This is a genomic window from Vibrio sp. B183 (assembly GCF_000740665.1).
Taxonomy (GTDB): domain Bacteria; phylum Pseudomonadota; class Gammaproteobacteria; order Enterobacterales; family Vibrionaceae; genus Vibrio; species Vibrio coralliilyticus.
The window spans coordinates 261,394-273,562 of the sequence record NZ_JPQB01000026.1; the positions used below are offsets into that span (position 1 = coordinate 261,394).

Annotated in this window: 16 protein-coding genes; 10 read left to right on the plus strand and 6 right to left on the minus strand. The window is 46.1% G+C overall.

Features of this window, described 5'->3' with window-relative positions; genetic code table 11:
- The first annotated feature begins 1 nt into the window (after position 1).
- The 8 genes from rplO to rplQ all read left to right on the plus strand — a co-directional run bounded on the left by rplO (position 2) and on the right by rplQ (position 4,916).
- Positions 2-436, plus strand: a complete 435-nt coding sequence (rplO, locus tag IX95_RS23220) for a 50S ribosomal protein L15 (RefSeq protein ID WP_006963206.1) — start codon at positions 2-4, stop codon at positions 434-436.
- A gap of 20 nt (positions 437-456) precedes the next feature.
- A complete protein-coding gene (gene secY / locus IX95_RS23225; protein WP_006963205.1) occupies positions 457-1,791 on the plus strand; it encodes a preprotein translocase subunit SecY in 1,335 nt (444 codons plus the stop codon).
- A 27-nt stretch (positions 1,792-1,818) separates the two neighbouring features.
- Positions 1,819-1,932 (plus strand): 50S ribosomal protein L36, encoded by a 114-nt coding sequence (gene rpmJ, locus IX95_RS23230; protein WP_000868186.1) that lies wholly within the window; start codon positions 1,819-1,821, stop codon positions 1,930-1,932.
- A gap of 147 nt (positions 1,933-2,079) precedes the next feature.
- Complete coding sequence (rpsM, locus tag IX95_RS23235) at positions 2,080-2,436, plus strand: 30S ribosomal protein S13 (RefSeq protein WP_005450559.1); 357 nt, start codon at positions 2,080-2,082, stop codon at positions 2,434-2,436.
- Between the two features lie 18 nt (positions 2,437-2,454).
- A complete protein-coding gene (gene rpsK / locus IX95_RS23240) occupies positions 2,455-2,844 on the plus strand; it encodes a 30S ribosomal protein S11 (protein ID WP_001118870.1) in 390 nt (129 codons plus the stop codon).
- Between the two features lie 27 nt (positions 2,845-2,871).
- Entirely contained in the window at positions 2,872-3,492 is a 621-nt protein-coding gene (rpsD, locus tag IX95_RS23245; protein WP_006963204.1) for a 30S ribosomal protein S4, read from the plus strand.
- 24 nt (positions 3,493-3,516) lie between these two features.
- A complete protein-coding gene (locus IX95_RS23250; RefSeq protein WP_004410407.1) occupies positions 3,517-4,509 on the plus strand; it encodes a DNA-directed RNA polymerase subunit alpha in 993 nt (330 codons plus the stop codon).
- Between the two features lie 26 nt (positions 4,510-4,535).
- The gene (gene rplQ, locus IX95_RS23255) at positions 4,536-4,916 is read left to right on the plus strand and encodes a 50S ribosomal protein L17 (RefSeq protein WP_005383141.1); all 381 of its coding nucleotides are present in this window, start codon (positions 4,536-4,538) and stop codon (positions 4,914-4,916) included.
- Positions 4,917-4,987: 71 nt separating this feature from the next.
- On the opposite strand, the gene IX95_RS23260 is transcribed toward rplQ, so the two are convergent.
- Together IX95_RS23260 and IX95_RS23265 are read right to left on the minus strand one after the other, a co-directional pair.
- On the minus strand, positions 4,988-5,467 hold the full coding sequence (locus IX95_RS23260; RefSeq protein WP_038164355.1) for a DUF2780 domain-containing protein: 480 nt from the start codon (positions 5,465-5,467) through the stop codon (positions 4,988-4,990).
- Between the two features lie 95 nt (positions 5,468-5,562).
- On the minus strand, positions 5,563-6,183 hold the full coding sequence (locus tag IX95_RS23265; protein WP_006963202.1) for an FKBP-type peptidyl-prolyl cis-trans isomerase: 621 nt from the start codon (positions 6,181-6,183) through the stop codon (positions 5,563-5,565).
- 234 nt (positions 6,184-6,417) lie between these two features.
- Between IX95_RS23265 and IX95_RS23270 the strand changes: the two genes are divergently transcribed.
- Positions 6,418-6,987, plus strand: a complete 570-nt coding sequence (locus IX95_RS23270; RefSeq protein ID WP_038164357.1) for a LysM-like peptidoglycan-binding domain-containing protein — start codon at positions 6,418-6,420, stop codon at positions 6,985-6,987.
- On the opposite strand, the gene IX95_RS23275 is transcribed toward IX95_RS23270, so the two are convergent.
- The 4 genes from IX95_RS23275 to cpdB form a co-directional block, all read right to left on the minus strand.
- Positions 6,988-7,851 carry a DMT family transporter gene (locus tag IX95_RS23275; RefSeq protein ID WP_038164359.1) on the minus strand — a complete coding sequence of 288 codons (864 nt, stop codon included), beginning with the start codon at positions 7,849-7,851 and terminating at the stop codon, positions 6,988-6,990. It abuts the gene before it with no gap.
- Between the two features lie 2 nt (positions 7,852-7,853).
- Positions 7,854-8,306 carry a GNAT family N-acetyltransferase gene (locus IX95_RS23280; RefSeq protein WP_021455195.1) on the minus strand — a complete coding sequence of 151 codons (453 nt, stop codon included), beginning with the start codon at positions 8,304-8,306 and terminating at the stop codon, positions 7,854-7,856.
- 70 nt (positions 8,307-8,376) lie between these two features.
- Positions 8,377-8,946, minus strand: coding sequence for a Crp/Fnr family transcriptional regulator (locus IX95_RS23285; RefSeq protein WP_021455194.1), 570 nt, complete (start codon positions 8,944-8,946; stop codon positions 8,377-8,379).
- Positions 8,947-9,066: 120 nt separating this feature from the next.
- The gene (gene cpdB / locus IX95_RS23290; RefSeq protein ID WP_038164361.1) at positions 9,067-11,028 is read right to left on the minus strand and encodes a 2',3'-cyclic-nucleotide 2'-phosphodiesterase; all 1,962 of its coding nucleotides are present in this window, start codon (positions 11,026-11,028) and stop codon (positions 9,067-9,069) included.
- Between the two features lie 262 nt (positions 11,029-11,290).
- Here cpdB and cobA point away from each other — a divergent pair, with 262 nt between their 5' ends.
- Positions 11,291-12,154, plus strand: coding sequence for a uroporphyrinogen-III C-methyltransferase (gene cobA / locus IX95_RS23295; protein ID WP_038164363.1), 864 nt, complete (start codon positions 11,291-11,293; stop codon positions 12,152-12,154).
- Positions 12,155-12,169: the final 15 nt, after the last annotated feature.

The window sequence follows — 12,169 nt, forward strand, 5'->3', positions numbered from 1 at the left end:
AATGCGTTTGAATACTCTATCACCGGCTGCGGGTTCTAAGCCTTCTGCGAAGCGCGTAGGTCGTGGTATCGGTTCTGGCCTTGGTAAAACCGGTGGCCGTGGCCACAAAGGTCAAAAGTCACGTTCTGGCGGTTCAGTTCGTCCAGGTTTTGAAGGCGGTCAAATGCCTCTGAAACAACGTCTACCAAAATTCGGTTTCACTTCTCGTAAGAGCCTAGTGTCTGCTGAAGTTCGTCTAGCTGAGCTAGCGAAAGTTACTGGTGACGTGGTTGATCTAAACAGCCTTAAAGCTGCTAACGTTATCACTAAGAACATCGAATTTGTTAAAGTTGTTCTATCTGGTGAAATTAACAAAGCAGTGACTGTTAAAGGTCTACGTGTGACTAAAGGCGCTAAAGCTGCAATCGAAGCTGCAGGCGGTAAAATCGAGGAATAATCTCGAGGAACGAGGTACAGATGGCTAAGAAACCAGGACAAGATTTTCGTAGTGCTCAGAGCGGCTTAAGTGAACTAAAGTCGCGCTTGTTATTCGTAATTGGTGCACTTTTAGTATTCCGAGCAGGCTCTTTTGTGCCGATTCCTGGTATTGACGCTGCTGTACTTGCCGATTTGTTCGAACAGCAAAAAGGTACCATCGTAGAAATGTTTAACATGTTCTCCGGTGGTGCTCTTGAGCGTGCATCTATATTAGCGTTGGGCATCATGCCGTATATTTCGGCATCGATTGTTGTCCAACTGTTAACTGTAGTTCATCCAGCGTTAGCTGAACTCAAAAAAGAGGGTGAAGCAGGCCGTCGTAAGATCAGCCAATATACACGCTACGGCACGCTTGTACTTGCAACATTCCAAGCTATTGGTATTGCAACGGGCTTACCAAACATGGTCGACAATCTGGTTGTTATCAACCAAACCATGTTTACGCTCATTGCTACCGTAAGTTTAGTAACCGGCACCATGTTCTTGATGTGGTTAGGTGAACAAATTACAGAGCGTGGAATTGGTAACGGTATTTCGTTACTAATCTTTGCAGGTATTGTTGCTGGATTGCCTTCTGCAATCGGTCAAACAATCGAGCAAGCGCGTCAAGGTGAATTGCATGTACTTCTTCTGCTGTTGATTGTTGTACTTGCTTTTGCAGTTATCTACTTCGTTGTTTTCATGGAGCGTGGTCAGCGTCGAATCGTTGTCAACTACGCGAAGCGTCAACAAGGTCGTAAGGTATTTGCTGCACAAAGCACTCACTTGCCACTTAAAATTAATATGGCGGGTGTTATTCCAGCAATCTTTGCATCAAGCATTATCCTGTTCCCAGGAACACTGGCACAATGGTTTGGTCAGAATGGTGAGAGCAGCACGTTCGGTTGGTTAACTGACGTGTCATTGGCTCTTAGCCCAGGTCAACCTTTGTATGTAATGCTTTATGCTGCAGCGATTATTTTCTTCTGTTTCTTTTACACGGCGTTGGTATTCAACCCGCGTGAAACAGCAGATAACCTGAAGAAGTCTGGTGCATTCGTACCCGGCATCCGCCCAGGTGAGCAGACAGCGAAATATATTGATAAAGTAATGACGCGTTTAACCCTAGCCGGTGCGCTTTACATTACCTTTATCTGTCTGATTCCGGAGTTCATGATGGTCGCGTGGAACGTACGTTTCTACTTCGGCGGTACATCACTACTTATCGTAGTTGTTGTAATTATGGACTTTATGGCACAGGTACAGACTCATCTGATGTCTCAACAGTATGATTCTGTGTTGAAAAAGGCAAACCTGAAAGGCTACGGCCGTTAATTCAGGTTTCATTTACGGAGTTTAGCAATGAAAGTTCGTGCTTCCGTTAAAAAAATCTGCCGTAACTGTAAAGTTATCAAGCGTAACGGTGTTGTTCGCGTGATTTGCAGTGAGCCAAAGCACAAGCAGCGCCAAGGCTAATTAGCAGAAATTTTTACTTGAAATATAAGGTAGCGTCGAGTATATTCCTCGGCCTACCTTTTGCGTGCAAAAGAAGTAGTATTCCGCAGCGTATCCATAACGGGCTTTGCTGCGGCTAATTCTTTTATGAAACACTAGGAGTGAATAATGGCCCGTATTGCAGGCATTAACATTCCTGATCAAAAACATGCTGTAATCGCACTTACTGCGATCTACGGTATCGGTAAAACTCGCTCTCAAGCTATCCTAGCTGAAGTGGGTATTGCTGAAGATGTTAAGATCAGTGAACTAACTGAAGAGCAGATCGATCAACTGCGTGATGGTGTAGCTAAGTACACTGTAGAAGGTGATCTACGTCGTGAAGTATCTATGAACATCAAGCGTCTTATGGACCTTGGCTGTTACCGTGGTCTTCGTCATCGTCGCAGTCTACCACTACGTGGACAGCGTACTAAAACCAATGCTCGCACCCGTAAGGGTCCGCGTAAGCCGATCAAGAAATAATCGGGAAGGTAGAGTACAATGGCTAAACAACCAACTCGCGCTCGTAAGCGCGTACGCAAGCAAGTTGCAGATGGCGTTGCGCACATCCATGCATCTTTCAATAACACAATCGTAACCATCACTGACCGTCAAGGTAACGCTCTTGCATGGGCTACTGCCGGTGGTTCAGGTTTCCGTGGTTCTCGTAAGTCTACTCCGTTCGCTGCACAGGTTGCTGCTGAGCGTTGTGCTGAAATGGCTAAAGAGTACGGTCTAAAGAACTTGGAAGTTATGGTTAAGGGTCCAGGTCCAGGTCGTGAATCTACTGTTCGCGCACTGAACGCTGCTGGTTTCCGCATCACAAACATTGTTGATGCTACACCAATCCCTCATAACGGTTGTCGTCCACCTAAGAAACGTCGCGTATAACGTTTTTTAGATTACTGGAGAAAGATCATGGCAAGATATTTGGGTCCTAAGCTGAAGCTTAGCCGTCGCGAAGGTACTGACTTATTCCTTAAGTCTGGTGTACGCGCGATCGATACCAAGTGTAAAATTGATAACGCACCAGGTGTACACGGCGCTCGTCGCGGTCGTCTATCTGAGTATGGCGTTCAGCTTCGTGAGAAGCAAAAAGTTCGTCGTATGTACGGCGTTCTAGAAAAACAATTCCGTAACTACTACAAAGAAGCTGCTCGCCTAAAAGGCAACACTGGTGAAAACCTACTTCAGCTTCTTGAAGGTCGTCTTGATAACGTAGTTTACCGCATGGGCTTTGGCGCAACTCGCGCAGAAGCACGTCAGCTAGTTAGCCACAAAGCTATCCTAGTTAACGGTAAAGTTGTAAACGTTCCTTCTTTCAAAGTTGCGGCTAACGACGTTGTTTCTATCCGTGAGAAAGCTAAACAGCAATCTCGCATTAAAGCGGCTCTAGAAGTTGCTGAACAACGCGAAAAACCAACTTGGATTGAAGTAGATGGTGGTAAGATGGAAGGTACGTTCAAGCGTTTGCCTGAGCGTTCAGATCTATCTGCTGACATCAACGAACAACTGATCGTCGAGCTTTACTCTAAGTAAGGTTTAAACTAAAGAGAGGACACAATGCAGGGTTCTGTAACAGAATTTCTTAAGCCACGTCTTGTTGACATCGAACAAGTTAGCACGACACACGCAAAAGTAACTCTTGAGCCATTAGAGCGTGGCTTTGGTCACACTCTAGGTAATGCACTTCGCCGTATTCTTCTATCTTCTATGCCAGGTTGCGCAGTTACAGAAGTAGAAATTGAAGGCGTTCTACACGAATACAGCACTAAAGAAGGTGTTCAAGAAGATATTCTTGAAATTCTTCTAAACCTTAAAGGTTTGGCTGTGCGCGTTGCCGAAGGCAAAGATGAAGTGTTTATTACGCTTAACAAATCAGGCTCGGGCCCTGTGGTTGCAGGTGACATCACCCATGATGGTGATGTAGAGATCGCTAACCCAGAACACGTTATTTGTCATCTAACAGATGACAACGCTGAGATCGCAATGCGTATCAAAGTTGAACGTGGTCGTGGTTACGTTCCAGCTTCAGCTCGTATCCATACTGAAGAAGATGAGCGTCCTATTGGTCGCCTACTGGTTGACGCTACGTACAGCCCAGTAGACAAGATTGCTTATTCTGTTGAAGCAGCTCGTGTAGAGCAGCGTACAGACTTAGACAAACTTGTTATCGACATGGAAACGAACGGTACTCTAGACCCTGAGGAAGCAATCCGTCGCGCAGCTACTATTCTAGCTGAGCAATTGGATGCGTTCGTAGATCTTCGTGATGTACGTGTACCTGAGGAGAAGGAAGAGAAGCCAGAATTCGATCCGATCCTACTGCGTCCTGTAGACGATCTTGAACTAACAGTTCGCTCTGCTAACTGTCTGAAAGCAGAAGCGATTCACTACATCGGTGATCTTGTACAGCGTACTGAGGTTGAGCTACTTAAAACGCCTAACCTTGGTAAAAAATCTCTTACTGAGATTAAAGACGTACTTGCATCACGTGGTCTGTCTCTGGGCATGCGCCTAGAAAACTGGCCACCAGCGTCTATCGCTGAAGATTAATCGATACTAGTTAGAAGGATTAGGTCATGCGCCATCGTAAGAGTGGTCGTCAACTCAACCGCAATAGCTCACATCGCAAAGCGATGTTCAGCAACATGGCTAGCTCTCTAGTACGTCATGAAGTTATCAAGACTACTTTGCCAAAAGCTAAAGAGCTACGTCGCGTAGTTGAGCCTTTGATTACACTAGCTAAGACTGACAGCGTTGCTAACCGTCGTCTAGCATTTGCACGTACTCGTGACAACGAAGTAGTTGCAAAACTATTTAACGAACTAGGTCCACGTTTTGCTGCTCGTCAGGGCGGTTACACTCGTATCCTAAAAGCTGGTTTCCGTGCTGGCGATAAAGCTCCAATGGCTTACATTGAGCTTGTAGATCGCCCAGCAGCTGAAGAAGCTGCTGAGTAATCAGGTTCGTACGAACAAAAAAGCCGAGCATTAGCTCGGCTTTTTTGTATCTGCTGTTTATTCAATTCTTATTATTCTTTCCACAGCTCTTCAAGAGATGTCATTAGTCCCGAGCTGGCTCCTTGTCCCGATAAGTACTCTAGTATGACTGGAGTAAACTGGCTGATCATTGATGGATCTAGCCCTATCTTCGCGAAAATATCACTCACTGCACTCATTGATTGGACTTGACCCGTTATCCCACCCAGTGAGGACAAACTCGATAAACCTGGTATAGCACCTGTTAATTCTTCGCTTTGATCTGCAGGTAGTTGATTTTGAGCCAAAGATAGCAGCGCTGCCGAGCCTGTTGCGGCTTGTTCTCCGCTGATCGACAGGTTGCTGGTTAATGCGTCAGTCAGTGGTGATTGGCTTTGTGTGTTCGATAACTTTTCGCTGATGATGCTAGTTAACGCGATCGAGTCGGGGCTCTCTTTTCCTAGATTGAGAAACGCGTAACTTGAGAAACTTGTTGAGAGAAGAAGGGGGAGTAGTGTCAGGGCTTTAGTCATAGTGATTCCTTAAGGGCAAAGCGAAACACTACCAGTGTAGACAAAAAAAGCGACGCAATGCGTCGCTTTATTAAGAATTGTGGGTTCGTTTCGAATTACAGAATGTCTAGTAGTTCTACTTCGAATACAAGTGCTGCGAATGGAGGAATCGCTGCACCTGCGCCGCGCTCGCCGTATGCTAGGTCTTGAGGGATGTATAGTTTCCACTTAGAACCAACAGGCATTAGTTGAAGTGCTTCAACCCAGCCTTTGATTACGCCAGTTACAGGGAACTCTGCTGGTTGACCGCGAGATACTGAGCTGTCGAATACAGTGCCGTCAGTCAGTTCACCGTGGTAGTGAACACGTACTTGCTTGTCTGACGTAGGGATTTCACCAGTACCTTCTGTGATAACTTCGTACTGTAGACCTGACTCAAGGACTGTGACTTCTGGGCGAAGAGCGTTGTCTTTTAGGAACGCTTCACCGTCAGCAGCAGCTGCTTTAGCTGACTCTTGACGAGCAGATTCTGCACGTTGGTGTAGGTCTTGAAGTGCAGAGTTGATTTCGTCGATTTCAATAGCTGGCATGTCGCCTACTAGAGCAGTCGCGATACCCGCTGCAATTGCGTCAACGCTCAGGCCTTCTAGACCAGAACCAGCCAGTTGCTGACCCATCTGTAGACCAATGCCGTAGCTTGCTTTTTGTTCTACAGTTTCAAATTTAACTTCAGACATGATGTCTCTCTATTTTTGATGTATTCAGGTGGCACAGGATACCAGTATTAGTGCTGGGATGAAATGGTCCCGCTTTGAAGCAACAACAAGTGTTGCAATGTGAGATTTACGTCTTACTTTTAAGCGGAGATTGACAAATTTGACCTGCACATCACTTAACACATTGAAAACTCCTATACTACAGTGCGCTTCGTTTTTATACTTGTATTCGTGGACCCTGGGAGACCTCGCGTAATGAATCGCAGAAAGAGAAAAGTAAAACAGGTAGATTATGCAGAACTGGTACAGCAGAAGTTTTCGCAGGTAGATTGGAAGGGTATCGCCGATCAAGCAAAGCGGGCTTGGGCTCACCTGCCTAAGTTGCATCAGCGTGCATTGATGGTACTCGTGCCAGTGGTTTTGCTTTTATTGGTTATCCCAACACCAGCTCCGACAGTTGAACAGCCTTCGTCCCCTCAAACAGCAAAACAGCGCGTTCAAGTTAATATCAATACTACTGGATTGAGTGAGCAGCCTTCTCAGCAACAGGAAAGTTTAAAGTCGGAGCTCTGGCAGGAATATACGGTGAAGAGAGGTGACACCTTGGCGCAAGTCTTCCGCAACAATAATCTGGCAATGGCTGATTTGAATGCGTTAGTGCGCGTTGAAGGTAGCGACAAGCCGCTTAGCTATATTAAGGCTGGCCAGTTGGTTCGTTTCAAACTCGCGGATGACGGCAGCTTAGATATCCTCCAGCTCGAGAAAAGTGCTAAATCCGTTATGTTCTTCCGTCTATCGGATGGTGGATTTGGACGCAGTAAGTAGTTAACTGTTTACAATACGCTGTCGAAATCGCCTTCTGATTGGTAGTAAAGGGGCGATGATCAGCATGATACCCATGGCAGTAATCCAATCCGGAATTTCGTTAAACCACCAGATTCCAAACAGAGTGACAAACACTAATCCAGAATACTCTGCTAAGCCTATCTCCCCAGCTGGCGCTTTTCGGTAAGCCAGAACAGCCAAACCATTATAAACAAGAATCAAAAGTGCTCCGGCAGCGATTAGTCCCAATTGGGAGGCGTTGATTGGTTGCCATGACCAAACAGCCAGAATGCCTGCAACGGGAAGTGATAGCAGTGAAGTCCAAAACAAGGTACTGATCATGGATTGTTGCTCGGGAAGTTTACGTGCTGAAACATTAAACAACGCCAGCGTGGTTGCCGTACCGAGTGCAAAAAAGGCAGCCCAATGAAATTGTGAAGGTCTGAGAACAATCAGCACACCAACAAAGCCTAATAGTGTGCCGAGCACTTTGGAACGAGAAGGTTTTTCTCCCATCATCAACACTGAAATGGGCAGCATTAACAAAGGTGCGGCATAGAACACAGCATTCGCACTGGCTAATGTCATATGAGTAATGGCAACCACCATGCAACCACTGCCAATCAAAACGAGATGAGCGCGAAAGATATTGAGGCCGGGTGAGCTCAGTTGGCGTGTGGCCTGTGTTTCTTTTCTCCACAGCGGGTAGATCACCGCGACTGAGATTAACTGACGGATAAATATGTACTGAAACGGGCTCACGCTGCCATCAAGCAGTTTGACCATCACATCTGACAGTGATGCAGTGAGATTACCTGCAATGAGTAACCACAGAGCAATGGCTTGAGGAGAGAGCCCGGTCATAACTACCGACTAAACTTCATGTCGATGTGTGGAATATCGTCCTCTAGGTACATCTCTGAGGTGCGCTGAAAACCATGGCGGTTGTAATACGTTTCTAGATGCTCCTGAGCACCAATCTCAATATCTTGTCCCGGCCACAGCTTGTCGCACTCTAATAGCGCTTGTTCAAGCAACTGATGGCCTAACCCGTCACCGCGATGGGCTTGCGCGGTAGCCACTCGACCAATACTGACTGAAGGGTAGCTGACGTTTTGCGGCAGAAGTCGCGCGCAAGCAACCAGTTCGTCATCTTTGTAGCCCATTAAATGGTGTACGTTCTCTAAGCTATCCTTGCCATCCAGTTCAGGGTAGGGGCAGGTTTGTTCGACGACAAACACATCAACACGCAGTTTGAGGAGTTGGTATAGCTGAGGGGTAGACAATTGGTCAAAAGGAAGAAGTTGCCAGGTGATCATAGCGCTGCTCGGTTTCGTTCTTATGAAGACCTAAGTTAACAGTGATGAACCCTAGCAGCATTAACAAATGTTAACTTTGCATTCGCTTTTTAATTCGGCTCAGGCTAATCGGGGTAATACCTAGATAGGCGGCTATCTGATAGTCGGTTAGCCTTTCAGGTAAGTGCGGGTAATGCTGGCAGAACAGTTCATAACGTTCTTCTGGGGTGTACAACAACATAAAGCGTTCTTTGTTCTCTTTGTACATCAACTGAGTTTCGAGCAGCTTCAGATACACGCTATGTTTTTGACTGCGCCACTGACGAAGTGTTTCTACTGGAAGTGAGAAGAGCACACAAGAGGTCAGAGATTCGAGCAGGTAGGGTGACGGTTGCTGCTTGATTAAACTTTCAAAGCCGATGATCCAGTCGTGTTCCCAGTAAAATTCCTTGCTGAATTCTTTACCCTTGTCAGTGAGGTAGGCGGAGTGGCAAATCCCTTCGATGAGGAAAAATATCTCCTCGGCAAGCTGACCTTGATGAAGCAATATGTGTCGGGTCGGGAGCTCAATAAGCTGAGCAGAGTCAAGCAATTGGGCTATTTCATCGTGATTGAAGCCTGTGGCTTGGAGCTGTTCCATAAAGCGTTCGGTGGGCTGCATGAACTTTTTATCATCAACTAAAACATGCTTAGAATTCTAAACCGATCAAGTGTGATTCGCTAACTTGTGATGAAAAAAAAGCCGCGATAAATATCGCGGCTTAAAAACTATATCACATGCCTACTTTTGTAGGTCGATCTGATAAACCGCGAAACCCACATCGTCAGTTGCGACTTGTTTCATCGGATACTGGCCTTTCTTCTCAATGAAGGCCGCAGCTTTCTCACTTGGTGAGGTTTCAAAGCGGATGTCCAGTTTGTTGTCAGACTTAATTGGAGCGAATGTCCAGTTGTTGTCTGCGCTTGGTGTTACTTCGCCTTTTTCTTTACTTACTCGGCTGATGTAAGACGCAATAACAGAGCGGTTTTCGTCTGGAGAATCAAACGCCACAAACTCACTACCAGTGCCTGGGAATTTGTTGCTGTATGCACGGTAGTTGTTGGTCGCGATCAGGAAGTCTTGTTCCATATCGATTGGCTTACCTTGGTAAGTCAAACCAACAATACGTTCAGCGCCTTCGTTGACTAGCTTACAGTCACCATCGTATTTCGCTGGCTGAGTTACATCAATCTGGTACTCAACACCGTCAATGACGTCGAAGTTATAAGTACGGAAGCCATCCCAGTCGATAAGCTGCTGTGGTGCAGTGCTGTTAACATCAATCTGTTGGAATTGACCAGCAGTACACTCTAGCCACTCTTTTACTTCCTTACCCTTGACCTTCATTGCGACAAGCGTGTTCGGGTAAAGGTAAAGATCTGCTGCATTACGGAACGTCAGCTGGCCGGATTCGACTTCAGTAAAGTTTGCTGGATCGTTCTTACGACCACCAGCTTTGAAAGGAGCGGCTGCTGAAAGGACTGGAATATCTGACAGATCAGGGTCGCCTTGAATAAAGCGTTCCACGTAATCTTTCTGTGCAAGGTTAACGATTTGTACGGTTGGATCATCCTGTACTAGAGCAAGGAAGCTGTACATCACGTCGTTTGCTTTACCGATTGGCTGGTTAACGAAATCGCGCGTACCTTTATGGTCTGCTTCTAGTGCTTTCACCATGTCAGGATCGGCTTTAGCAAGAGATTTCTTAGCCACTTTATCGTAGATAGGACGGGCTTCTGCCTGACCTTTCACAACTGACCACTTGCCATCTTGTTCTTTCAGTTCTAGGTCGATAACACCGACGTGGCTGCCCCAGCGTCCAGGCATAACCGAAGCGACGCCGTTAATGGTACCTTTCTGGTTATCGACACCTTGGATGTTGTCAAAACCTTTACCCGGGAAGACCGCGTGTGAGTGACCAAAGGCGATTGCATCAATGCCTTCGACTTCTGATAAGTAGTAAGTTGAGTTTTCTGCGCCTGCTTTGTAAGGGTCAGATGCTACGCCAGAGTGTGGAATGGCAACGATGACATCCGCGCCTTCTTTTTTCATCTGAGGGACGAGCTCTTCTGCTGTCTCTTTGATGTCCTTGGCAAATACCTTACCTTCTAGGTTTTTCTTATCCCATACCATGATTTGTGGTGGAACGAAGCCGATGTAACCCACTTTAATTTCATGCTCTACACCTTCAACATCTTTGAAAGTGTGAGTTTTGATGATGTATGGCTTGAAGTAGTGCTTGCCTGTTTTCTTATCAAACACGTTGGCGCTGATGTATGGGAAGTCAGCGTCATTGATGGTTTCTGCAAGGAACTCCAGACCGTAGTTAAACTCGTGGTTACCAATGTTACCGACATCGTAGTTTAGCTGGTTCATTGCTTTGTAAACGGGGTGTACTTCACCTGGTTTGATGCCTTTGTCGGCCATGTAGTCACCCATAGGGCTACCTTGGATAAGGTCACCATTGTCAACCAGTACGCTGTTCTTTACTTCGGCCTGAGCTTGCTTAACCAGCGTAGCTGTGCGTGTCAGACCGGTTTTTTGAGTCGGTTTATCTTTGTAGTAGTCGTAGTCCATGACGTTAGTGTGAATATCCGTGGTTTCTACGATACGTAATTTGATCGTTTCAGCCATTGCTGGGCCAGCCATAGTTAGCATGCCACCCAGTACAGCAAGCGAAAGGGGTTTCACTGCGACTTTCATTTTGTAAGCTCCGATAGCGTTATTTTGAGACGTTGCATAATGTAGCAAAACGCCGTGCAACAGATATTTCGCTCAGTAACAAACTGTGACCTAGAACAATTACTTTATACCGTTCTGCTCAGTAGATCTCATCTGTGTTCAACCATTAACCACATTGCATTCTACTCTTATCAGAAAAAGGTATAAAAAATGAAATTTTAGAATTTCAGGTAATATATATAGAGCGCCATAATGCTTTCAACGACAGGAAAGGAACAACATGATGGCGAGCAAGGATACAATTTCTCAATTTCCACTTCATAACCCGCGAGCAGCACAAGCGCAGTCTTCTACTGAGAATATTGGTAAGAGTGTATTGAACTCTGGTGAAGTTGCTCTTATTGGTGCCGGTCCGGGGGATCTTGAATTGCTGACCATCAAAGCACTGCGCTTTTTACAGCAGGCGGATGTCGTACTTTACGACTATTTAGTCTCCGATGAAATCATGGCACTGGTACCGAGCGATACGATTTTAGTCTGTGTTGGCAAGCGTGCTGGCCATCATAGTGTTCCTCAAGAAAAAACCAATCAGCTACTGGTGGACTTTGCTCAACAAGGACATCGTGTTGTGCGTATTAAAGGTGGCGATCCATTTATCTTTGGCCGTGGTGGTGAAGAACTGGAAGTCTTGGCTGATGCGGGCGTTTCGTTCCACGTTGTGCCTGGAATTACCGCTGCTGCTGGTGCTACCGCCTATGCAGGCATCCCATTGACGCACCGCGATTATGCGCAAACAGCGATGTTTATCACTGGTCATCTTAAAGCTGAAAGTGATCAAATGGACTGGTCAACGCTGGCTCGCGGTAATCAGACTCTGGTGATTTATATGGGGCTAATGAAGTCTGAGTACATTCAAGGTCAGTTGATTGAGCATGGCCGCTCACCAGACACTCCGATTGCGATCATCGAGCGCGGAACACAATCCTGTCAGAAAGTTTTTAAAGGTCAGCTGTCACAGCTGGCAACTCTTGCTCAAGATGCTGAGTCGCCGTCACTGATCGTGATTGGGGAAGTGGTGTCTTTATCAGAAAAATTAACGTGGTTTGGAACACAGCAAGAACCATTACAACAGCGCCAATTCGCGTAATGCCCATTTATTTAG